The following is a 23,074-nucleotide window of genomic DNA, read 5'->3' as shown; positions in this document are numbered from 1 at the left end:
TCGGCAATTAGGGTACTTGCCGTACCGTAAATTCCGTCGGAGAGGGCGACGCATGCGCGCCAAGGGCATCAGCTACGACACCGGGTTCGTCTTCGGTGGACAGGTCGGCCACAAGGGGTTCGACCCGGACGTGGTGAAGCGCGAACTGCGCTTGATCCGGGACGAATTGCACTGCGACGCGGTCCGCGTCATGGGCGGCGATCCGAACCGGATGGAGCTCACCGCGGGCCATGCCGCGGACCTCGGGCTCGAGGTCTGGTTCTCGCCGTACCCGCTCGAACTCTCCGAGGACGAGACACTGTCGCTCTTCGCCGACTGTGCCGAGCGTGCGGAACGGCTCAGGCGGCGGGGGGCCGAGGTCGTGTTCGTGACCGGCGCCGAACTCAGCCTGATGAACAAGGGGTTCCTGCCCGGCGACAGCACCGCGGAGCGGGTGGCCTTGCTGGCCCGGCCGGACCGTGCCCGCGAGCACATCGCCGAGGCCGGCGAGCGCGTCAACGCCTTCCTCGGCAAGGCCGTGTCACTGGTCCGTGAGCGCTTCGCGGGCAAGGTCACGTACGCCGCGGTGCCGCTGGAACGTGTCGACTGGACCCCGTTCGACTTCGTGTCCCTGGACCTCTACCGGTCGGCCGCGATCGCCGACCGCTTCGCCGACGGCGTCCGCGACCTCGTCGCCCAGGGGAAGCCGGTGGCCGTCACCGAGTTCGGCGCGGCGAGCTACGAGGGCGCCGGTGACGCGGGCGCGCGCGGGCTGGAAATCGTCGAGTACGATCCGCGGACCCGCGCGCCCCTGCGGCTGAACGGTGCCTACGCGCGCGACGAGGCCGGCCAGGCGGCGTACCTGCGTGAGCTGCTGGAGGCGTTCGACGCCGGCGGTGTCGACACCACCTTCGTGTTCACCTTCGCCCTCCACGACCACCCGCACCGCCCCCACGGCGACCCCCGCGAGGACCTGGACCTGGCGAGCTACGGCGTCGTCAAGGTCCTCGACGGCCGCACCGGCACCGCGTACCCGGGGATGCCGTGGGAACCCAAGGAGGCCTTCACGGCACTCGCGGAGTACCACCGGGGGCACTGAGACGACGTGCCGCTCAGTCCTGCGGGGGGCGGTTCCGCAGCCGCGCGAGCTCCGACGCCCACCGGCCCCGGCGGTCGCCGACCGCCTCGTCGCCCTCCGGAGCGGGCACCGGCAGCCTGACCGATTCGCAGTACGCCTTCCACGCCTGGTACCAGTTGGGCGCCAGGACGGCGGCGAGCATGATGAGCGGTACGAGCACGGCGGATATCAACACGGCTGCTCCCTTCCGTGCGGCCGTCGCGCCGTCGGGGGCGCGAACAACGGTCGGTGGAAGCTGGTCCGCCGACCGGACCGGATGAGACGGGCTCCGTCCGTTATCGTCCTCGCGGCCGCGTCGAACGCAAATCGAGTGAACCGCCGCCGCCCTTGGCGCACCTGGTCATGCCGCCCTCGCGAGGTCGCGACGAGGGCGGCGGCCCCGTCGCCCCCGATGCTCCGAACGGATGACGCGACGGGACCCCTGGCCAGAGGTCATGGCCGCCGCGGCCGGCCCCCGTCCCGGGTCCTCCCGTCGTCGCGGTGGAGCTCCACCGCCGGCGCGACGGCCGCGTGGTTCGGGCGGCCCGTCGATGCGACGGATGACGGAGGCGGCCGGTCCCCGGGGGCGTAGCCGGCGGCCGTGCGGGGGGTGGTTCCGCGACGTGTTGGGCCGGGGGTGTTTCCCACGGTGGGCGGGTTGGGCAGCCAGGGACTGTGCGTGCGTTCCCCGGGGTTCGTTGACACGAGATGAGGGACCAATGCCTCCTGAGATAGTCGGGCGTCGAGGCACGTTGGCAGGGGAGAGGTTCGGGATCGGCGACAAGCCCGTCACGTTCGGGCGCAAGGCCGGGAACACGGTGGTTATCGCCAGCGTCAGCGTCTCCCGACTGCACGCGGAGGTGCGCCGCGAGGGTCACGGCTTCGTGCTCTACGACCGGGGGAGCAGCAACGGGACGCGGGTCAACGGGGAACCCGTGACGTCGCACGTGCTGCAGCCCGGCGACGAGATCGGCATCGGCGACGAGACCTTCGGCTTCGAGGCCGCCGACGCGATGGAGACCATCCTCGACCTCTCCGTGCTGGAGGCGCTGATACCGCCGGCGGAGCCGGAGGAGCCCGGACCGGTGCTGAAGGTGACGGTGGCGGGCGGCGGTCCGGTGGGCCTGGCGTTCGCCCTGCTGCTGGAGAACCTGATGGGCCGGCGGGTCTCGATCACCGTCCACGACAGCCGCTGGGCGCAGGAGGGGGACCGCGTCGTCTGGAAGGACGAGGGGCAGGGCAACGTACGGCGGCAGCAGGTCGTGACGGTGCAGAGCCGGCAGTATCTGAACCTGCCCGATGAGGTGCAGGACCGGCTGTTCACGGAGGGCACGTACACCGAGATGTGGCCCGCGGGCCCGGACTCGATCCGCGGTTTCAACCCGCGCAACATCCGCATCGCCTACGTCGAGGACACGCTGCTGGACCTGGCGAACGGCAGGCGCGACCGCATTCGCCTGGTCCCCGCCCGGTTCGACGCGGCCGAGCAGGCGGAGACGGTCGCCCAAAACCACGTCCTGGCGATCTGCGAGGGCGGCCGGTCGCGCACGCGCGAGCACTTCGCCGCCAGGTTCGGGACCCCCGACACGTCGATCTACTCCCTGGACGGGGAGCACCTCCAGGACGTGGTGCTGGGGCTGCGCGTCAAGTCGAGGCTCTCCGACCCCATGACCGTCCTGCTGACCGTCGCGCAGAACCGCTTCCTCCTCAACTCCCTGCGCGGCGAGGGCTTTTTGAACATGCGGCTGACCGACGCCGAGGCGCGCGAGGTGGTCGGGATCGACCCCGTGCGGCAGGTCTTCGAGCAGTGCATCGCCTCCCGCCCCTGTGTGATGAGCCGCGACGGCCACGGCGACTTCCACTGCTCCACCCACAGCACGTTCTTCCTGCCCGCCCTCCTGAAGGGCTCGGCGCTGTGGCAGCGCATCAAGGAGGGCTTGGCGCTCTTCGACGTCGACGAGCAGGACCTGAGCGCGATCACCGCCTTCCGTCTCGACATGGTGCAGCGCCCGCGCTTCACGGCGCGCCTGCACCCGGCGACCGCGGCCGGCCCGGGGACGTACGGGTTCCTGCTCGGGGACGCCGCCAACGCCATCCACTTCTGGCCGGGGCGCGGTCTGAACAGCGGCCTGGCCTCGGCGATCTCGCTCGCCCGCACACTGAGCGGCACCTGGCGCGGCAGGGCGCTGCGCGACGCGGACTTCGTACGGCACGAGGCGGCGATGTCGATGCTCCAGTACCGGCACAAGAGCCGCGCCTGGAACGCGATGATCACCACCGACGAGAACGGGGTGGGCCAGGCGATCAAGGACAAGATCGCTCGGAGCATCGAGGAGTCCGCCGCCGGCAAGCCGGACCGTGCGGCCGATGTCGACGCCCTCATGGAACAACTCCGCGCGATCCGGGAACGGCTGGCCCCGCGCATCGCAGGGATGCCCGACGACGCCGTCCTGCGCGAGCATCTGGAGACCCTCGGGAGCGAGACGTTGCGCACCCTGCGGGACAGCGGTCCGTGGGACACGGTCAGCGTCGGTGGTGAGGAGGTCGACATCGACATCTTCTACCAGGACGTGCGGGCCGCCTCGCGCACGGCTCCGGTGAGCGGCTGAGCCGCCGGGTCAGAGGTCGATCGGTCCGGGCGGTGCGGCGCCCGGCTCGTCGACGACGGCGGTGATCAACCCGGGGAAGCGGCTCTCCAGGTCCTGGCGCCGCAGGCTGACCAGGCGCTGCCGGCCGTGCGGGTCGTTGCGGATGACCCCGGCCTCGCGGAGCGTCTTGAGGTGGTGGGAGAGCGTGGACTTGGGGATCTCCCCGTTGACGGGCTGGCAGGCCGAGCCCTCCAGGGGGCGGTCGGCCAGGCGGCGCACCAGGTCGAGCCGCGAGGGGTCGCTCAGCGCGAAGAGCACGTCGGTCAGCACCAGGTCCGCGGTGTCGGGGTGCGGCAGCTCCCGGGGGGCTCCAGTCATGGTTCGATAATAGTTGAACAATCGGCGGATGTGTGTTTACCCTCGAACGGTTCGATATTTTTGGAACCGTTCGGAGAATCGATATGCACACCCAGCGCCCCGTGAGGCGGATGCCGCGTCCGGTCGGCTTCTGGTTGCTCGCCGCCACCCTGCTCGCCTTCCTGGCCGCCTCCAGCGCGCCCTCCCCGCTCTACGTGGTCTACCAGCACCAGTGGGGCTTCTCGTCGATCGTGCTCACCACGGTCTTCGCGGTCTACGTGCTCGCGCTGCTGGTGGCGCTGCTCACCGTCGGCGGGCTCTCCGACCACGTCGGCCGGCGGCCGGTGCTGCTCGCGGCGCTCGTCGTCGAGGCCGCGGCCATGGTCGTCTTCCTCGCCGCGGACGGCGTCGGGGCGCTGTTCCTCGCGCGCGTCCTGCAGGGCGTGGCGACGGGCGCGGCCGCGGGGGCCATCAGCGCGGGACTGATCGACCTGCAGCCGTCGCCCGGTTCGCCCCTCGGCTCACTGCTGAACACCGCGGCCCCGGCCACCGGACTGGCCGCCGGGGCACTGGGCGCGGGCCTGCTGGTGGAGTACGCCCCCGCCCCCACCCGCCTGGTCTTCGCCCTGCTGACCGCCGTTTTCGTGGTCCTGGCGGCGCTGGTGCTGTTCCTGCCCGATCCCGTCTCGCCGCGCCCGGGGGCCTGGGCCTCGCTGCGGCCCCGGGTGGCCGTGCCGGCGCAGGCCCGCCGCACCTTCCTGGCGGCGACGCCCTGCCTCGTCGCCACCTGGGCGATGGGCGGGCTCTACCTCGCGCTCGGTCCCTCCCTGACCGCCGGGGTGCTCCACCTCGGCAGCCACCTGGTCGGCGGCCTGGTCGTGACCACCCTCTTCGGTGTGGCGGCCGTCGCCTCGCTGGTCGTGCGCGACGTGACGCCGCAGCGGATGATGACCGGCGGCTCCGCGGTGCTCGCCGTGGGGACGGGGCTCACCCTGCTCGCGCTAGCCGGGCCCTCGACGGCACTGTTCTTCGTCGGGACCGGGCTCGCGGGCTTCGGCTTCGGCGCCGCCTTCCTGGGTGCCTTCCGCTCCCTGGCGGCACTGGCCCGTCCCACGGAGAGGGCGGAGCTGTTCGCGTCGGTCTACGTCGTGAGCTACCTGGCCCTGAGCGTCCCCGCCGTGCTGGCCGGGCTCGCCGTTCCGTCCTTCGGCCTGCACGACACGGCGACGGTGTACGGCGCCGTGGTGGTCCTGCTCGCGCTGCTCGCGGCCGTCTCGGGAGCCGCCGTGCGCAGGCCCGCGGTCGCGCTTCCGGGCCCGGCCACCTCCGCTTCCGTCGCCGCGGGTGAGCCTCCCGCCGTCACCGGCCGGCACGCCGTGCCCGCCGCGGCGTCCGCACCGGCCTCCGGGTCCGGGTCCGGATCGGGCGGCTGACGCCACTCCGGCCCGGGCCCGGCGCGCCCGCCGCGGGTCTCGTGGGGACAGCCCGGCCTGCCGTATCCGTCAGGCGTCCGCGTGCCGGGAGCGCAGCCGTACGGGATGGCGGGCATGGCTGCTCCCACGGCAACCCCCTCCACCGCGGAGGGCGCTGGTCGCCGTAGCCGCGGCTGACCGCCCTGCTGGGCGACGGCGTCCCGGCCCACGCGTGGCCGCACGCGGACCGGCGGATCTGGTACGCCGGCAACGCTGGACCGCATCTGCGGGCCATCACCCGGCTCACCGGCGTCCGACTGCGCTGGGACCGCTCGCCGAGGACCCCCGCCCGGCGCGGGACACGGTGCGAGCCGGGCCCCGGAGGCGGACCGGCCCTCCGTCCTCCCGTTGAGGACGAAGGCCGGCAGGGTTCCAGCTCCTCCGGCGGCGTCGCCGGCCGGAGGCCGGGGAAGTGCTCGAACAGGGCGGGGAGCGGTCCCGCGTGCGCCGTGTCGCGCGCGGCGTGCCGTACCGCCTGCCGGACTCGCCTCGGGCGGACCGGGGATGGCGCTGCCAGGGTGGATCCGGGCACCAGGTGAGGCAGATCGATGGGCCGCATGCCGTGATGCGGCGCGTCGATGACCCGCGGTGCCCCCGCCGTCGGCGCGCCGGTCAGCGACCGTCCGCGGCGAAGGCACCGGTGCCGGCGAACACCAGCCGGGCGAAGTTCTCGCCGATGCGCCGGTGACCCGCGGGGTCGGGGTGGACCTCGTCCGGCAGCGGCAGTTCCGCGTAGTCGTCCGCACCGTAGAGTTCGCGGCCGTCGAGGTAGTGCAGGTGGGGATCGTCGGCCGCCCGCCGGGCGACGATCCGGGCCAGCTCGTCGCGGATGACGTTGAGGGTCAGCCGGCCCGCGGCGCGTTCCGCCGGGTCGCCGGTGGCCCTGAACCGCAGGGTGCCGCCGTCGAAGTCCGGGGCCAGCGGGCCCGGGGTGTCCTCCTGGACGGGGCAGAGGACGGGGGAGACCACCAGCAGGGGCGCCGTGGGATGCCCCTCGCGCACGACGTCGAGGAAGCCGTGCACGGCCGGGGTGAAGGCGCGCAGGCGCATCGCGTCGGTGTTGACGATGTTGATGCCGATCTTGAGACTGATGAGGTCGGCCGGAGTGTCGCGGATCGCCCGGGCGGTGAACGGGTCCAGCAGCGCGCTGCCGCTGAAGCCCATGTTCACCAGCTCCACGTCGCCCGCCGCGGCTGCCAGGGCGGGCCAGATCTCCGTCGGATACGCGGCGTTGGAGCCGTGGCTGATGGAACTGCCGTGGTGCAGCCAGACTTTGCGGTCCCGGGGCGTCGGCGGCTCGACGGGGGCGTCGGTGCGCAGGGCGATCACTTCGGTGATCTCGTTGTGGGGGAGCCAGATCTCGACCTCCTTGTCCCCCTCGGGCAGTTCGCCGAACCGGGCGGTGCCGGCGGGCCCCTCGTGCAGCTCGGAGGCCTGGGTGACCATGTCGGTGATCTCCCGGACGTTGCCGCCGGCCACGGTGGCCCGCGCTGCGAGCCGGCCGTCGGCCAGCAGGTCGTACACGCCGTCCGCCGGGGGAGGAAAGCCCCGGTAGGCGCGCTTGGTGGGCAGCGTGTCGAGTTCGACGGTGGTCGCCCGGGTCCGGAAGACCAGCCGCACCCCGGACGGTTGCGCCTCCGCGGTGGCCAGTTGCTCGTCGGGGATCTGCCGGCGTGCCGCGGCGGGCAGGCGGTGGGGGAGCAGGCCGTGACTGGTGCGCTCGACGTCGACGGCGCCGCGCAGCATGTCCCCGGTGACGGGAGTGGTGATCAGGTTCTCATTCGTGTGCATGGTCCGGTGCCTGTTCGTGGGCGGTTCGCGGGCCGGGAGCCCGTACGTCGGGTGGGGAGGTTCGGGGGTGCGCGCCCTCAGGACGCGGACCGTTCGCGCAGCAGGGCGTCGAGCGAGTCCAGCGCCCATGTCCACGACGCCTCCGCGGCGACGGGCGTGTGGTCGAAGCCCCCCGCCAGTTCGAGACTGACGTAGCCGTGGAAGACGCTGCCCAGGAGGCGGACGGCGTGCGTCTGGTCCGGCTCCGGGATGTCGTAGCCGCGCAGGATGGCCCGCGTCATCTGGGCGTGCCGGACCCCCGCGCCGGCGGCCGCCGTCTGCGGGTCGAGCCTCAGCTGGGCCGCCGCGTAGCGGCCGGGGTGCTCCCGGGCGTACGTGCGGTACACGTTCGCGAAGGCGACCAGGGCGTCCTTGCCCGCGCGGCCGGCCAGCGCCTCGGCGGCGCGGTCGGCGAGTTCCTCCAGGGCCAGCAGGGCGATCCTGGTCTTGAGGTCCTGCGAGTTCCTGACGTGCGAGTACAGGCTGGCGACCTTGACGCCGAACCGCTCGGCGAGCGCCGAGACGGTCACCTGGGCGAAGCCGACCTCGTCGGCGAGCTCCGCGCCCGCCCGGGTCAGGCGTTCCGTGGTGAGTCCTACACGTGGCACAGCACGCCTCCTTCTTCCATAAGTGATTATGCACATGCCTAAAGCAATTAGGCAACTCGTCGGGGACCCGAGCCGCGAGCGGGAGCCCTGCGCTGCGAACGGCTCACCCAGAGTGCATCTTGAGTGACCATGTGTAACGGTCTATATGTGCGTCTGGGTTCCGCTGGGTTGAGGGGAATCCCGAACGGCCTCGGCCGTCGTGTGACTTTCCGCCTCGCCCAGGACGTCGAGTTCGGCCGCCCGGAGTCCGGCTCATGCCGCACGGCCGGCCCTGACCTCGTTCGCATCCCCCGCACGAACAACCACAACCACTCGTCAAGTACGGCTGAACGCGAAGGGTCACGACGCGAACGCCGGCCCGTCGTGCCGCGCTGCCGCGCGGCGCCCGGGCAATGGGCACCGCACGGGACCCTTCGGCTAATCGGAAGGAATGGGTGTGAAGGCTCGTATCGGATTGCGCCGGGGAAGGACGCTCGCGGCCGTCGCGCTGGCCGCGATCGTCACCTCGGCCCTCACGGGATCGGTGTCCGCCGTCGCGGACGGACACTCGGGTGACGGCATAGGCGCTGACCACTGGGGTGTCATCACCCGGAACACCATCGGCTCGCCTGTCGCCGCTCTTCGTGACGGCCCGTTCGGCTCGTTCGGCGTCACGGGATCCGCCTCCCGGCCGCCGTACGGCAACGGCAGCCTGGGCATCGAGGTGGCGGACGACTCCACCTCGCTCACCCCCCCGAGCGAGAAGGTCGACTTCGGCAACGAGGTCGACTTCTACGGCAGCCGGGTCCGGGACCTGACCGCGCTGGGATTCCACGTCTTCCAGACGGGCGAGAACGTGGGTTACGGCGGCACACGCAACCTGCCGAACCTCAGGTTCGAGATCAACCCGAGGCTGCCCTCGCTTCCGGGCGACACCTACTCCACCATGGTGTGGGTCCCGCCCGCCGTCGCGCCGGTGAACCAGTGGAGTGGGTTCCTCAACGCCACCACGACCGGCGACTGGTTCCTCAGCGGGAACGAGCTCGCGCCCCTTTGCACGCAGTCCAGTCCGTGCAACTTCACGACGCTGAAGAACGCGCTTCAGCAAGCGACCATCCTCTCCGTCGCCGTCGGCAAGGGCCGTGACTACAACTGGGTCGGGGCGGTCGACGGCCTGCGGATCAACCGGTACGTCTACGACTTCGAGGCCGACGGCGTCAGGGCCCGCCGCGTCGGCTGACGACCGGGAATCCTCTCCCGCGAGAAGCCCGGGCCGTCACCGGGGCGAGCTGCCTGGTGACGGCCCGGACGGCGTCAACCGCCTTTGCGCCGCGCCTCGATGAGCAGCAGCGCGATGTCGTCGCTGCGCGCGGGGGACTGCTCGGCGTGGTGCACGAGCGCGTCGGCGACGTCGTCGACGGTCCCGCTCCCGGCGCGCGCGAGACGTCGGGCGAGCGCGGCGATGCCGTCCTCGATGTCGGCGCCCGGAGTCTCGACCAGGCCGTCGGTGTACAGGGCGAGCACCGCACCGGGCGGCAGGGGGATGTCGGTCGGCGAGTAGGTGGCGGCGGGGTCGATGCCCAGGAGCAGCCCCGGCGCCAGGTCGAGGACCTCGACGTGCCCGTCGGGGTGGCGCAGCAGCGGCGGCAGGTGGCCCGCGGTGGCCAGCCGGGCCCGGTGGTGCTCCAGGTCCAGCTGGACGTACAGGCAGCTGGTGAACAGGCCCGGGTCCAGGTCGGTGAGCAGGCGGTTGGTGCGGGCCAGGACCTCGTCGGGCGGAGCGCCCGCGGTGGCGTGGACGGCCGTGCGGACCTGCCCCATCAGTGCCGCGGCGCTGACGTTGTGCCCCTGCACGTCTCCGATGGCCGCGCCTGCGAGGTGCGTGCCGAGCCGGATGAGGTCGTAGAAGTCGCCGCCGATGCCCATGCCGCGGCCGGCCGGCAGGTAGCGGGCGGCGACGTCCAGACCGGGTACGCGGGGGAGGGTCCGGGGGAGCAGGCCTTCCTGCAGTCTCTGTGCGAGGCGGTGCTTGGCGTCGTACAGGCGCGCCCGGTCCAGGGCCTGGGCGATCAGTCCGGCGGCGGAGGTGAGGACGGTGCGCTCCTCGTCGGTGAACGGGCGCGGCCGCTCGTAGGCGAGCACCAGCGAGCCGACGGGACGGCCCGAGGTGATCAGCGGCAGGAAGGCCCAGGAACCCATGCCGTCCTGGTGGAGGGCGGGCGGGTAGGCCCGCCGGAGCTCCGCGAAGGTCGGGAAGAAGCCGGGGACGCCGGTCGTCATGGCGCGGACGGCGGGGGTGTCCGAGGTCAGCGGGGCCGCGTCGAAGCGCTCCACGAGCTCGGAGGGGTAGCCGCGGTGGCCGATGATCCGCAGCCGGCCGTCCTCCGCCGTCATCAGGGCCAGCGCCTGGGCGCCGAAGGCGGGCAGCAGCTGGTCGGCCGCCTGGTCGGCGACGTCGCGCACGCCGATCGCCTCGGTGAGCGTGGCCGCGAGGTGCATCAGGTGGTACAGGACGGCCGCCCGGCCGGGTTCGGCGGGGGGCGCGGGGCGCAGCACCCGCGCGGGGTCGGTGGGCAGGGCGGCGGGGACGATGCGGACGCTGACACCGCAGGAGCCGGGGTAGAGGTGGAAGGACAGGCACGGGCCCGCCGGCGGCGAGGCGGTGAAGGAGGCCGGCTGCCCGCTGATCGTCGCGGCCCGGTAGTGGTCCTCGACGACGGGCTCGTCCAGCCACGGCAGGACCTTCCACAGGCAGGCGCCGAGGATTTCGGTGACGTCGGCGCCGAGGAGGCGGCCGGCCTCGGTGGTGGCGAAGAGGATCCGGCCGTCCAGATCCAGGGTGCAGCAGCCCCCGGGGAGGCGTTCGGCGAAGTCCACCGCCGACTGCGCCTCGGCCGGCCATGCCGCGCGCGGGCGCGGCGGCGGCAGGACGCGCGGTACCCGTGGCGCGGTGAGCGGCCGGCCCTGTTCCTCGGCGTCCCGCAGCAGCGCGAGGAGGTCGCGGCAGGCTGTGTCCACGGCGGCGCGCTCCCTGGGGCCCGGTCGCGGCGGGTGCGTACCGGGCCACTGCAGCACCAGTCCGCCCGGCGTGGTGGTGCCGTCCGTGACCGGGGCGGCGGCGAGCGCGAAAGGGTAGGGCAGCATGAGCGCGAGCCGCGGGTAGGTACGCGCCATCTCCTCCTGACCGCCGACCCACACCAGGCGCCGCTCGCGTACGGCGTCGGCCACCGGCGTGTGGTCGGTCAGCGCCACCCGCGTCCACGGGACGGCGGTCTTCCGGGAGACGCCGCTCAGCACGGCCAGCCGCAGGACAGGCTCCCCGGGCGGGAGCAGGTAGACCGCGCCCACGGACGCCTCGCTGTCCCGCAGCGCCCTGGCCAGGACGGTGTCGAGCGACACCGCCCCGAAGCCGGCGGCGGCCGGGGGACCCGCAGCGTCCATGCCCTCACCCTCCTCCGGCGGCGGGGCGGCGGCCCGTCGGCCTCGGGCGTCCGCCCCATTAAGAATTACCCATATGTGCGCTTCGTGTCCGTGGCCGACGGGCTTCCCCGGGTGTCCCGGGGTGTTGCGGCGGCCAACGTCATCGTCCTCAGGGGCTACGCCCCGGGCATGCGATGGCCGCTCACCAGAGATGGGATTCCGCCGCCCCCCATGCCTCGCTTCCGTAGGCGGGGGCGTTGGCCTGGTCGGCGGTGATGTGTTCGCCGTCTTGCCGGCGTCGGTAACTGGACTGTTCGTTCCGGATAGGCGTACACTCCGCCCATGGCGCGCGTGAGGGAGTTCGACACCGAAAAGGCCGTGGACGCAGCGATGAACGCCTTCCGCGGCAAGGGCTACGAGGGCACGTCGGTCCAGGACCTGGTGGACGCCACCGGTGTCGGCCGCGGCTCGCTGTACGCGGCCTTCGGGAGCAAGGAGGGGCTGTACCTGGCGGCCATGGACCGCTACCGGGAGCGGTACGCGCTGCCCCTGGTCGAGGCCCTGCGCTCCGGCGCCCCCGGTCGTGAGCTGCTCCGCGAGGTGCTGGTCGCCGCGGTTGACGAGATCGCGCGCGACGGCAGCCGGCGGGCCTGCCTGATCGTCGGTGCGGCCATGGAGCGTGTCGCCCACGATCCGCGGGTCGCCACGCACGTGGCGTCCACGACCGTCCTGCTGGAGGACGCGCTGGCGCAGGTCGTCGCGCAGGCGCAGGCCGACGGCCAGGTGTCCGGCAGGCGTGACGCGCGGGACCTCGCGCGCTACCTCGTCGTCACGATGCACGGCCTGCGGGTCATGGGGGCCGTCAACCCCGACCGGGAGGCGCTGACGGCCGTCGTGGACGCGGCCCTGGACGCTCTCGACTGACCCGCTCGTCCACGACCTGGGCGTTCCGCCGTCGGAGCACCGCGGGAGACGGCGGCGCCACAAACCGGAACGCCCACGGTGCGGTTCGACCTCGACGCCCCCTGACCGGAGCTTGGCGGTGACGGTGGAGTACACCAGGGACCATTTCGTGGTGTGCCGCGCAAGGCGGGCCTCTCGGACGTCGCCGACGAGGCCGGACCGCCCCAGGACAGGCCGCGGAGGCCCGCCCTGGAGCGGTCCCGACAGGTCAGCCGATGCTCAGGTTCTGCGCCTGCGTGTTCGCCGCGAAGCCGTTCACCCCGAACAGGCCGGTGGTGTAGACGTCGTCGGTGGCGTCGATGACGGGATCGGCGGCTCCGCCCAGCCAGACCCGGATGCGGGAACCGTCCGTGCGCACCTTCAGGTGGTAGGTGCGGCCCTCGACGATCTGCGTGGCATGGGTCGCGATGTCCCGCCCCGGCCGCCACAGCTTGACGACGCCGCTGGTGTCGATGTTCGCCGTGTAGCCCGCCCCGTCGTCGCGGGCCCGGAAGGTGAGACCGGCCGCTGTGCCGTTGGTGACGGACAGGTCCCCCTCGTAGGTGAAGTCGCCGCCCGAGCGGTCGCTGAGGTAGAAGCCGTCCTGCGGCGAACTGCCCCTCAGTCCGGCGGGGGTGACCGTCCAGGTGCCGCCCCGCGGGGTCCACCTGCCGGCGGGGAAGGCCGAGAAGCCGGCCGTACCGACGTCGAGGTTCTGCACCGTCGCCGTGCCGTGGAAGACGTTCACCCCGAACACACCGGAGGTGTAGGTCGTGTCGGTGGCGTCGATGACGGGCTGGGTGCCGTTGTCCAGCCAGACCCGGATGCGCGAGCCGTCCGTCTGCACCTTGAGGTGGTAGGCGCGGCCCTTGGCGATCGGGGTGGCGTGGGTCGCGATGTCCCGGCCGGGCCGCCACAGCTTGAGGACGCCGCTGGTGTCGATGTTCGCCGTGTAGCCGGCGCCCTGGGCGTTCGCGCGGAACGTCAGGCCCGCCGCCTGCGCGGTGTCCAGGGTGAGGTCGCCCTGGTAGACGGCGTCACCGCCGCTGCTCGCGCTCAGGTAGAAGCCGTCGCCGCCGACCGAGGCGCGCTTGCCGCCGCTGACGTCCGTCCACCCCCCGCCCGCGGCGTGCCACGGGCCCTTGAGGTTGCTCTCCAGGGTGGACTGGGCCGTTCCCCAGCTGGTGTTGAGCCGGGTGAAGGTCGCGGAGTCCAGCTTCACCCTGCCGCCGACGGCGAAGAGCCGGATGCCCTGGCTGTCGGCCGCCGAGTCGAAGTCGACGTTGTCGGACAACGAGTAGAGCCCGTCGTCGGCGAAGGTCTCCAACTGCCCGCGGTCCACCAGCAGCCGCATCGCAACCTTGCCGTTCCGCGGCTTGAGCGGCTTGCCGCGCAGGGTCTGCGCCCTGGTGTCGTAGACGACACTGCGGTCGGCGGTGCCGTCGGAGCGGGCGTGCAGGTCGAAGCCGAACTGCGTTGCGGTGGCGCCCTTCACGTCGAACTGGGCGGTGATCTCGTAGGTGTCGGCCTTGAGGTCCCCGAAGAGGTTGCCGCCCTTGGCCGCGTCGACCGTCTGGTTCTTCCAGCTCCGGGTCTCCGAGCCCAGCGAGGACAGCTCGGCGACCGGGGTCCGGGTGATCCGCGGCCCGTCCGGGGTGCTCACCAGGCCGAGGGAGACGGGGAAGGTGGAGTTCCCCGTCCAGGTGCTGCCGCGATTGCCGCCCTGCCAGGCCATCTGCACGGTGCGGCCGTCCGGCGTGTCCGCGAACGTCTGGGCGGCGTAGAAGGTGCCCCCGGCGTACGTGGTGCCCAGGTCCATCTGCTGCGGGCCGGCCCAGTCGGTGCGGAAGGTCGTGCCGTCGAAGGAGCCGACGACGTACTGGCTGGACGCGGAGGTCAGGACCCACCGCTGCTGCCCGGTCCTGCCGTCCAGGTCCAGGGGGTACATGTCGGGGCACTCGAAGAGCCACGGCGCCCCGAAGCGGCTGGCGAAGGTCCAGTCGAGCAGGTTCGGGGAGGTGTAGAGGTCGACACCGTTGCCGCCCTTGTTCGACCAGACGACCATGGCCCACCGCTTGCGTGCCGCGTCCCAGAACACCTTGGGGTCACGGCTCTCGACGGGTATCTCGATCTGCTTGCGGCCCTTGTCGTACGCCTGGAACGTCCGGCCGTTGTCGTTGCTGTAGAAGACGCTCACGCCGTCGGTGTTGGAGAACACCACGATCGGGTCCAGGGAACCCGTCTTCAGTCCGGAGGTGTTGTCCTTGTCCACGACGCCGCCGCCCGAGAAGAGCGTGCCGGGGTGGACGCCGGGTTCGAGCGCGATCGGCTTCTGGGTCCAGTGCACCAGGTCGGGGCTGGTGGCGTGGCCCCAGTGCATGGTGTCCCAGTCCAGGCCGTGCGGATTGTGCTGGTAGAAGAAGTGGTAGAGCCCGTTGGCGAACACCAGGCCGTTGGGGTCGTTCATCCAGCCCGCCTGCGAGCTGAAGTGGAACTGGCCGCGGAGCGGCTCGCTGTAGGTCGTCGCCGGATACGGGAATTCCGCGTAGTCCCCCACGGTCCCGGCGACCGCGGGGGTGCCCGGCAGTATGGCGGCCAGGCTCGCGATCAGGGCGACGAGCAGCGCCCCGACTCTTCGACGCATGTGAACCCACTCTCTGCACGCCGGTGATGTCATCGTTGACATATGTCATCGCTGACATCCGATCGATGACCGATGATGGGCCCCCGCCGGGGAGCCGTCAACGCCCCGCACAGGATCGGCCGCGTCCCGTCAGGTCCCCGGACGGACGGTCAACTCGACCTCTTCCGCATTCACTTGATGGGCCCACGGCGGGTTCGGCCCCGGGGCGGCGCAGGTCAGCGCGGCCACCCGGGCCGCGTATGCGCAGGCCGCCGTGACGTCCTCGATCCGCAGGCCGTCGAGCCGGCCACCCAGCAGCCCGCTACCGCCGAGATGGTGCAGCAGCCCCGCCGTGAAGGAGTCCCCGGCGCCGACGGTGTCGACCACCCGCGCCGGCACACCGGGCACGGAGATCCGCCTGCCGTCGAGCGAGGCGAGGACGCCCCGCGCGCCGCGGGTGACCACCACCAGCCGGGCGCCCGCCGCGTGGAAGCCGTCGCAGGCCTCTTCGGGAGGGGTGCCGGGAGCCAGTACGGCGAGGTCGTCCTCGCTCAGCCGGAGGATGTCCGCCGTCGCGCACCACGTCGGGATCCGGTCGCGGTAGACCCGCGGATCGACCAGGGCGGGCCGGACGTTGGGGTCGATGCTGACCGTCGCATGTCGTCGCGCCCCCGCCAGGACCTCCTCCACGAGAGCGGCACCCGGCTCCCTGACCAGGGCGAGCGAACCCGAGTGGACGCAGGCCGGGTCGCCGAGTGCGGGGCGGCCCAGCTCCTCGCGCGTCCACTGCCAGTCCGCTGTGCCCTCGGCGTGGAAGGAGTAGGCGGCCTGCCCGTCGCCGTCCACGTCGGCGACCGCCAGCGTGCTGGGTTCGGGAGCGGCGGGGGCGGCCGACAGGTCGACGCCGGACTCCAACAGGTGGGCGCGGAACAGCCGGCCGAAGACGTCCCCGGACAACCGCGCCAGCAGCCGGGTCGGGGTTCCGAGGCGAGCGAGGCCCACGGCGGTGTTGGCCGGCCCGCCGCCCGGCAGGACGCGCAGCCGCAGCCCCTGAGCGGCGTCCGGGGAGCCGCCGTGCGCACCGGACGGGAACCGCCCGTCGCCGGGTTCGGGGAAGGCATCGGCGACGCACTCTCCGATGACGGTGACCTGAGGCGGCTGCATGGGGAGGTTCCTCCAGGTGGGGACGGGGACGCGGGCCGGATCCCGGCGGCGGCCCGGGGCGGGATGCGGGGGTGGGCTCTGCCGGTCGCCAACGGGCTTTCACTGCTGGGGCATTGACGTTGCCGGAGCGGGAGTCCATCATCCTCCGCAAGCGGTGTCAACGATGACATGTGTCAACGTTGGCACTCTCCTGGCGAGATCCCTTCGCCGACGCAGCGCCACACGGCTGTCCCCGCTCACTGCATCCCCGTAGGAGTCGCAGATGTCCCGTAGAGCCCGTCCGGTCCTCGTCATCGGCGCCGCCGGCCTCGCCCTGTCACTGGCCGCGTGCGGTTCCGGTTCCGGCGGCGGCTCCCCGTCCGGGGGCAAGGTCAAGGTCGGCCTGATCACCAAGACCGACACCAACCCCTACTTCGTCAAGATGAAGCAGGGCGCGGAGCAGGCCGCCAAGAGCGAGAACGTCGAACTGACGACCGCGGCGGGCAAGTTCGACGGTGACAACGCCGGCCAGGTCACCGCGCTGGAGAACATGGTCGCGGCCGGCGTCAAGGGCGTGCTCATCACCCCCAACGACTCCAAGGCCATCGTCCCCGCGATCGCCAAGGCACGCGCCAAGGGCGTGCTCGTCATCGCGCTGGACACCCCACCGGAGCCGCAGGACGCCGCCGACGCGCTCTTCGCCACCGACAACGTGAAGGCCGGCGAGCTGATCGGCGCGTACGCAAAGGCCGCGATGGCCGGCAAGAAGCCGAAGATCGCCACGCTGGACCTCGCCCCCGGTGTGTCGGTCGGCGTGCAGCGCCACGAGGGCTTCGTGAAGGGCTTCGGCGTCAGCGCCTCCGACCCTTCGATCGTCTGCTCCCAGGACACCGGCGGCGACCAGGCCAAGGGGCAGACCGCCATGGAGAACTGCCTGCAGAAGGCGCCGGACGTCAACCTGGTCTACGCCATCAACGAGCCCGCCGCACTGGGCGCGTACACCGCCATCAAGGCCAAGGGCCGCGAGAAGGACGTCATGATCGTCGCCATCGACGGCGGCTGCACCGGCGTGCGGGCGGTCAAGGACGGCAAGATCGCCGCGACCTCCCAGCAGTACCCGCTGAAGATGGCCGCCGACGGCGTCAAGGCGGTGGCCGCGTTCGCCAAGGACGGGAAGAAGACCAGCGGCTACACCGACACCGGCGTCACCCTGATCACCGACAAGGCGCAGCCGGGCACGCAGGCCGAGGACACCGGCTTCGGCCTGCAGAACTGCTGGGGCTGAGCCGTGACCGCATCCACCTCGCTCCCCGCCGTGGGCAAGGAACCGGCGGCGCTGCGCCGGTTCCTCACGGCGCCCGCCGCGGGACCGTTCGCCGCCCTCGTCATCGCCTCGGTGTTCTTCTCCCTGGCCACCGACCAGTTCCTCTCCGGCGGCAACTTCTCGCTGATCCTCCAGCAGGTCATGGTCGTCGGCACGCTGGCCATCGGCCAGACACTGATCATCCTCACCGCCGGCATCGACCTGTCGTGCGGGGCGGTGATGGCCTTCGGCGGCATCCTCATCGCCAAGCTCGCCGTCCAGGGGCCGCTGCCGCCGCTGCTCGCCATCGGCCTGGGCATCCTGGTCTGCGGGGTGTTCGGTCTGGTGAACGGGCTGCTCGTGCGGACGGTGCCGCTGCCCCCGTTCATCGTGACGCTGGGCATGCTCAACGTCGCCTTCGCCCTCACTCACATCTACTCCGACGAGCAGACCGTCACGGGCCTCCCGGAACCGCTCATCGCGCTGGGGCGCACCTTCCCGCTCGGGAGGACGGACGTCACCTTCGGGTCGCTGGTCACCGTCGCCCTCTTCCTGGGCTTCGCCTACGCGCTGAGCAGCACCGCCTGGGGCCGTCACGTCTACGCCCTCGGCAACAGCGCGGAGAGCGCGCGGCTCAGCGGCATCCGGGTCTCCCGGCTGACCGTCGGCGTCTACGCGGTGGCCGGGCTCGTCTACGGGGTCGCCGCACTGCTGCTGGTGTCGCGGACCGGGGTCGGCGACCCCCAGGCGGGGCAGACCGACAACCTCGACAGCATCACCGCCGTCGTCCTCGGCGGTACGAGCCTCTTCGGCGGCCGGGGCACCGTCCTCGGGACCTTCGTGGGCGTGCTCATCGTCGGCGTCTTCCGCAACGGCCTGCAGTTGATGGGCGTCTCGTCCGTCTACCAGACGCTGGTCACCGGCGTGCTGGTGATCCTCGCGGTGACCGTCGACCAGCTCTCGCGAAAGGGGACCCGATGACCGGCCCCGCCCCCCACGAACCGGCACCCCCCGCGCCGGAGACCCCCGCGCCCGCCGCAGGGCCCGAACCCGTGCTCAGCGCGCGCGGCCTGGTCAAGCGCTACGGCCACGTCACCGCCATCGACCACGCCGACTTCGATCTCATGCCGGGTGAGGTGCTGGCCGTCATCGGCGACAACGGCGCCGGCAAGACCAGCCTGATCAAGGCGCTCACCGGCGCCCTCGTCCCCGACGCCGGCGAGGTCCGGCTGCACGGAAGGCCGATCAGGTTCGCCGGGCCGCAGGACGCGCGGGCGCACGGCATCGAGACGGTCTACCAGGACCTCGCCGTCGCCGCGTCCATGGACATCGCCTCCAACATGTTCCTGGGGCGCGAGATCCGCCGCGCCGGTGTGCTCGGCTCGGTGTTCCGTCTGCTGGACAAGAAGGCGATGCGCCGTCAGGCCGCCGACCACATGGCCGCCCTCAAAGTCGGCGTCGGCTCCATCACGCAGCCGGTGGAGACGCTCTCCGGCGGCCAGCGCCAGGCCGTCGCCGTCGCCCGCGCCGCCGCCTGGGCGCGCAGCGTGGTGGTGATGGACGAGCCGACCGCCGCCCTCGGCGTCAAGGAGTCGGGGCAGGTCCTCGACCTCATCCGCCGCGTACGGGACAAGGGCATCCCGGTGATCCTGATCAGCCACAACATGCCCCATGTCTTCGAGATCGCCGACCGCGTCCACGTCCACCGGCTCGGCAGGCGGGAGGCCGTCATCAAGCCGTCGGACTACTCCATGGCCGAGGTGGTGGCCATCATGACCGGCGCGCTCGGCGTGCGTCCGGACGGCGGTACGGTCGTGGCGGACAGTGACGCAGCCTCGGCCGCGGGGGTCCTGGGGAGCTGACCGACGCGCTCCGGTACCCGCGCGGCCGACACACGGAGAAAAGGTGGTCCATGACAGCGACCCGCAGACCGACCCTCGCCGACGTGGCCCGCGAGGTGGGTGTCAGTGCCAAAACGGTCTCCCGGGTGCTGAACGAGGACGGACCCAGCTCCCCGGAGACCAGGAGGCGGGTGCTGGAGGCCGTGGCGAAGCTCGGTTTCCAGCCCAACCTCATGGCCAGGAGCATGCGGGTGGGCGGCCCCGACACCACCGTGGGGCTCGTGGTGCCGGACCTCGGCAACCCGTTCTTCGGCGCCGTCGCGGGCGGGATCGAGGACGCCGTGCACGGCCACGGACTGACGCTGCTGATGGGCTCGTCGGACGACGACCCGGAGCGGGAGCACGCGCTGATCCGCACCTTCCTGGCCCGCCGGGTCAGCGTGCTCATGGTCGCGCCGGCGGTGGGCGCCGACCACGCCCACCTCAAGTCCCACCGCGCCGCCGGGATGCCGGTGGTCTTCCTCGACCGGCCCGGCGACGGCCTCACCACCGACACCGTGGTCAGCTCCAACCGGGCCGGCACCCAGGAGGGCGTCGCCCACCTGATCGCCGGCGGACACCGCAGGATCGGGTTCATAGGCGACCTGCCGGCCCGGCTCTACACGCGCCGCGAACGGCAGGCCGGCTACCGCGCGGCGCTCGCGGAGGCGGGCCTGCCCCACGACCGCGGCCTCGTCGCCGACGCGCACGACCCGGCCGGCGCCGCCGAAGCGACGGCCCGGCTGCTCGCCCTGCCGGATCCGCCCACCGCGCTGCTGTCGGGCAACAACGTCATGACGATCGGGGTCATGACCGAGCTGTCCCGCAGCGGGCGCAAGGACGTCGCGGTGGTCGCCTTCGACGACGTCCCCATGGCCGGCATCCTCGAACCCGCGCTCACCGTCGTGGCCCAGAACCCCGTCACCATGGGCGAACTGGCGGGCTCCACCGCCCTCGAACGCCTCGAGGGCGACCGCACCCGCGCCCGTACCCTCCTGGTCGACACCCGGCTCGTGCCGCGCGGCTCGGGCGAGCTGCCCCCACCCGCACGCACCCGCTGAGCGCCGGCCTCCGCGCTGCGCGGCGGACGGGTGGCCGGGAGCCCTGCCGCCACCGAACGGGTTGCCGGCCCCGCCCGCAGTGCGCGTTACCACCCATACCGACCGTCGTGACCTAAGGTGATCGTCCTGTCGCGAAAGGGTCGTGGTCGATGTGATGGCGGTGGCGAACACGGGCGGTCCGGGTCGGAAGCCCCCCGCGGACGGACGGTGCGGACGGTGACGGGGGCCTGGGACCTCCTGGCGCAGGGCCTGACCTCGGCGGGCGAGCCCGACCAGTTGCTGCCGGCCCGTCAGCAGATGGCGTTCACCCTGGGCTTCCACATCATCCTGGTGCCGTTCGGTGTCGCCCTCACCGCGCTGATGCTCATCGCGAACCACCGCGGTCTGCGCCGCGGGGACGCCGACGCCCTGCTGCTGGCGCGGCGCTGGTCGAAGGTGGCCGCGGTGCTCTTCGCCGTGGGGGCGATCACCGGCACCGTCCTCTCCTTCGAGCTCGGCATCCTCTGGCCGGGCCTGATGCGCGGGTACGGGCCGGCGTTCGGCTTCCCGTTCGCCATCGAGGGGCTGTTCTTCTTCCTGGAGGCGATCTTCGTCTCCCTCTACATCTACGGCTGGGACCGGCTCTCGCCCTGGGCGCACTTCTGGACGGGCGTACCAGTCGCGCTGTCGAGCATCGGCGGCGCGGCCGCCGTCATCGCGGCCAACAGCTGGATGAACCAGCCCGGCGGCTTCACGATGCGCGACGGGATGATCGTCGCCGTCCGGCCCGCGGAGGTCTTCTTCAACGGGGCCTTCCTGTGGGAGTTCCTCCATATGCTGCTCGCCGCCTACATCGTCGCCGGCTTCGCGGTGGCGAGCGTCTACGCGGTGGGCATGCTGCGCGGCCGCACCTCCCGCTACCACCGCACCGGGTTCCTCATCGGGTTCGTCACCGCCGCCGTCGCGCTGCCCCTGCAGGTCCTGGTGGGCGACACCATCGCCCGGTACGTCTACCAGGCCGAGCCCGCCAAGTTCGCGGCGATCGAGATGCTGCCGGACACCGGTACGCACGTCCCCGAGACGCTCGGCGGCGTGCTCGTCGACGGGAAGGTCCGCTACGGCCTCCCCGTACCGGACATGGCATCCCTGCTGGCCGGCTTCCACCCCTCCACCGAGATCAAGGGCCTCGACGCGATCCCCGCCGACGTGCGCCCCTCGGACCGGATCGTCAGCACCGTCCACCTCGCCTTCGACATCATGGTCGGGCTCTCCTTCGCGCTGCTGGCGCTGGCCGTGTGGTTCGCCTGGCTGTGGTGGCGGCGGCGCCCCCTGGACCGGCAGCGGTGGTTCCTGCGCTGCTGCGCGGTCAGCGGGCTCGCCGCGGTGGCCTGTCTGGAGAGCGGATGGGTCGTCACCGAGGTGGGCCGCCAGCCCTGGACCGTCGTCGGCCACCTCCTCACCCGGGACGCGGTGACCACCCAGGGCAACCTGTGGCCGTTCTTCGGGTCGGTCGTCGTCATCTACGCGGCGGTGGGCACCGGCGCGGTGACCGTGCTGCTGTCGATGAAGCGGCGCTGGCGGGCCGAGGGCGACGACAGCGTGGACGTCCCCTACGGCCCGCGCACCGGCCCGGAACCCGTCGGCGCGCGCGCCGGGACGGAGGAGTGATGCCCGACGCCGTCGCCGCCTTCCTCTTCCTCGGCGTCATCGCCTACTGCCTCTTCGGCGGCGCCGACTTCGGCGCCGGGTTCTGGGACCTCACGGCGGGCGGGGCCGCACGGGGCAGACGCCCCAGGCACCTGATCGACACCTCCGTCGCCCCGGTGTGGGAGGCCAACCACACCTGGCTCGTCTACTGCCTGGTCTTCCTCTGGTCGGGGTTCCCGGCCGCGTTCACCGCCATCACCACGACCCTCTACATCCCGCTCGGCATCGCCGTCCTCGGCATCGTGCTGCGCGGCGCGGGCTTCGCCTTCCGCAAGGTGTCGCTGCGCACCCCCGAACAGCGCCTGTACGGCGTGGCGTTCGCCGCGTCGTCCGTCCTGACCCCCTACTGCTTCGGGTCGATCGCCGGCGGCATCGCCTCCGGGCGCGTCCCCACGGCGGGCAACGGGGACGCCGTCACCGGTTGGCTGAACCCCACCTCGGTGCTCGGCGGTGTGCTGGCCGTCCTCGTCTGCGCCTACCTCGCCGCGACCTACCTGTACGTGGCCGCCCGTCAGCAGCGCGACCACACCCTGCAGCGACACTTCCGCGGCAGGGCCCTGGTCGCGGCCGTGCTGACCGGGGCCGTCAGCATCGCCGGAGTGTTCGTCCTGCGGCACGACGCGCCGCACCTGTTCCGCCGGCTCAGCCACGGCGCCCTGCCACTGGTGCTGCTGGCCGCCCTCTGCGGGATCGCGACCATCGTCATGGTGTGGCGTGAGCGGACCCGGTTCCTGCGCGGGCTCGCCGCGGCGGCGGTCGCCCTGGTCGTGCTGGGCTGGGGCGTCGCCCAGTACCCGTACCTGCTCGGCACCCATCTGGAGATCGAAGCGGCGGCGGCCCCGGAGGCCACGCTGGCGGTGACGATCGGAGTCGCCGTGGTGGCCGGACTCCTCATCTTCCCCTCGATCGCGCTGCTCTTGCGGCTCGCCAACCGGGGCAGCCTGCGGCCGTCGGACCAGGAACCGGCCGAGCCCGGTCCCTGAGGGCGCGTGATCGCCTGCCGACGGCGCGCCGCGCCACCGGGGGGTGCCCCTATGTCTTCGGTCAAGGGAAACGAGGGTGCGTCGGGGTAGGGCAGGGGGGCAG

18 protein-coding genes are annotated in these 23,074 nt (G+C 72.4%); 11 read left to right on the top strand and 7 right to left on the bottom strand.

The genetic code is table 11. The annotated features are described in order from the left end of the window. The first annotated feature begins 52 nt into the window (after positions 1–52). Positions 53–1,078 carry a hypothetical protein gene (locus tag B085_RS0118940; protein WP_018560150.1) on the top strand — a complete coding sequence of 342 codons (1,026 nt, stop codon included), beginning with the start codon at positions 53–55 and terminating at the stop codon, positions 1,076–1,078. A 13-nt stretch (positions 1,079–1,091) separates the two neighbouring features. Here the strand turns inward: B085_RS0118940 and B085_RS0118935 are convergent, their stop codons facing one another. Further along, on the bottom strand, positions 1,092–1,292 hold the full coding sequence (locus B085_RS0118935) for a hypothetical protein (RefSeq protein ID WP_158689766.1): 201 nt from the start codon (positions 1,290–1,292) through the stop codon (positions 1,092–1,094). A 523-nt stretch (positions 1,293–1,815) separates the two neighbouring features. Between B085_RS0118935 and B085_RS0118930 the strand changes: the two genes are divergently transcribed. Further along, positions 1,816–3,705 (top strand): FHA domain-containing protein, encoded by a 1,890-nt coding sequence (locus tag B085_RS0118930; RefSeq protein WP_037731962.1) that lies wholly within the window; start codon positions 1,816–1,818, stop codon positions 3,703–3,705. Between the two features lie 9 nt (positions 3,706–3,714). Here B085_RS0118930 and B085_RS0118925 read toward each other — a convergent pair whose 3' ends face one another. Further along, the gene (locus B085_RS0118925) at positions 3,715–4,062 is read right to left on the bottom strand and encodes an ArsR/SmtB family transcription factor (protein ID WP_018560147.1); all 348 of its coding nucleotides are present in this window, start codon (positions 4,060–4,062) and stop codon (positions 3,715–3,717) included. Between the two features lie 110 nt (positions 4,063–4,172). Here B085_RS0118925 and B085_RS0118920 point away from each other — a divergent pair, with 110 nt between their 5' ends. Further along, complete coding sequence (locus B085_RS0118920; RefSeq protein WP_199789219.1) at positions 4,173–5,474, top strand: MFS transporter; 1,302 nt, start codon at positions 4,173–4,175, stop codon at positions 5,472–5,474. Positions 5,475–6,125: 651 nt separating this feature from the next. Here B085_RS0118920 and B085_RS0118915 read toward each other — a convergent pair. Both B085_RS0118915 and B085_RS0118910 read right to left on the bottom strand, forming a co-directional pair. Further along, positions 6,126–7,304 (bottom strand): GDSL-type esterase/lipase family protein, encoded by a 1,179-nt coding sequence (locus tag B085_RS0118915; protein ID WP_018560145.1) that lies wholly within the window; start codon positions 7,302–7,304, stop codon positions 6,126–6,128. Positions 7,305–7,381: 77 nt separating this feature from the next. Next, positions 7,382–7,951, bottom strand: coding sequence for a TetR/AcrR family transcriptional regulator (locus B085_RS0118910; RefSeq protein ID WP_018560144.1), 570 nt, complete (start codon positions 7,949–7,951; stop codon positions 7,382–7,384). Between the two features lie 436 nt (positions 7,952–8,387). Between B085_RS0118910 and B085_RS0118905 the strand changes: the two genes are divergently transcribed. Further along, on the top strand, positions 8,388–9,170 hold the full coding sequence (locus B085_RS0118905) for a hypothetical protein (RefSeq protein ID WP_234018601.1): 783 nt from the start codon (positions 8,388–8,390) through the stop codon (positions 9,168–9,170). A 74-nt stretch (positions 9,171–9,244) separates the two neighbouring features. Here B085_RS0118905 and B085_RS0118900 read toward each other — a convergent pair whose 3' ends face one another. After that, positions 9,245–11,371, bottom strand: coding sequence for a SpoIIE family protein phosphatase (locus B085_RS0118900; protein ID WP_018560142.1), 2,127 nt, complete (start codon positions 11,369–11,371; stop codon positions 9,245–9,247). 321 nt (positions 11,372–11,692) lie between these two features. Between B085_RS0118900 and B085_RS0118895 the strand changes: the two genes are divergently transcribed. After that, a complete protein-coding gene (locus B085_RS0118895) occupies positions 11,693–12,274 on the top strand; it encodes a TetR/AcrR family transcriptional regulator (RefSeq protein ID WP_018560141.1) in 582 nt (193 codons plus the stop codon). Positions 12,275–12,521: 247 nt separating this feature from the next. On the opposite strand, the gene B085_RS0118890 is transcribed toward B085_RS0118895, so the two are convergent. Further along, positions 12,522–14,936, bottom strand: coding sequence for a glycoside hydrolase family 32 protein (locus B085_RS0118890; RefSeq protein WP_018560140.1), 2,415 nt, complete (start codon positions 14,934–14,936; stop codon positions 12,522–12,524). A 129-nt stretch (positions 14,937–15,065) separates the two neighbouring features. Further along, a complete protein-coding gene (locus B085_RS0118885) occupies positions 15,066–16,079 on the bottom strand; it encodes a carbohydrate kinase family protein (protein ID WP_018560139.1) in 1,014 nt (337 codons plus the stop codon). A gap of 262 nt (positions 16,080–16,341) precedes the next feature. Here B085_RS0118885 and B085_RS0118880 point away from each other — a divergent pair, with 262 nt between their 5' ends. From B085_RS0118880 to B085_RS0118855, 6 genes are all read left to right on the top strand, one after another. Then, on the top strand, positions 16,342–17,343 hold the full coding sequence (locus B085_RS0118880; protein WP_018560138.1) for a sugar ABC transporter substrate-binding protein: 1,002 nt from the start codon (positions 16,342–16,344) through the stop codon (positions 17,341–17,343). A 3-nt stretch (positions 17,344–17,346) separates the two neighbouring features. After that, entirely contained in the window at positions 17,347–18,342 is a 996-nt protein-coding gene (locus B085_RS0118875) for an ABC transporter permease (protein WP_018560137.1), read from the top strand. Beyond that, complete coding sequence (locus tag B085_RS0118870; protein WP_018560136.1) at positions 18,339–19,223, top strand: ATP-binding cassette domain-containing protein; 885 nt, start codon at positions 18,339–18,341, stop codon at positions 19,221–19,223. The genes B085_RS0118875 and B085_RS0118870 overlap by 4 nt, the downstream gene beginning before the upstream one ends. A gap of 50 nt (positions 19,224–19,273) precedes the next feature. Continuing rightward, complete coding sequence (locus B085_RS0118865; RefSeq protein WP_018560135.1) at positions 19,274–20,302, top strand: LacI family DNA-binding transcriptional regulator; 1,029 nt, start codon at positions 19,274–19,276, stop codon at positions 20,300–20,302. A 216-nt stretch (positions 20,303–20,518) separates the two neighbouring features. After that, on the top strand, positions 20,519–21,949 hold the full coding sequence (locus B085_RS0118860; protein WP_018560134.1) for a cytochrome ubiquinol oxidase subunit I: 1,431 nt from the start codon (positions 20,519–20,521) through the stop codon (positions 21,947–21,949). Beyond that, complete coding sequence (locus B085_RS0118855; RefSeq protein ID WP_018560133.1) at positions 21,949–22,971, top strand: cytochrome d ubiquinol oxidase subunit II; 1,023 nt, start codon at positions 21,949–21,951, stop codon at positions 22,969–22,971. Before B085_RS0118860 ends, B085_RS0118855 begins: the two co-directional genes overlap by 1 nt. Positions 22,972–23,074 lie beyond the last annotated feature (103 nt).

This window comes from Streptomyces sp. BoleA5, from assembly GCF_000373665.1.
Lineage (GTDB): Bacteria > Actinomycetota > Actinomycetes > Streptomycetales > Streptomycetaceae > Actinacidiphila.
Note: the sequence above shows the minus strand (reverse complement) of the source record. Positions and strands in the feature narration are given on the sequence as shown.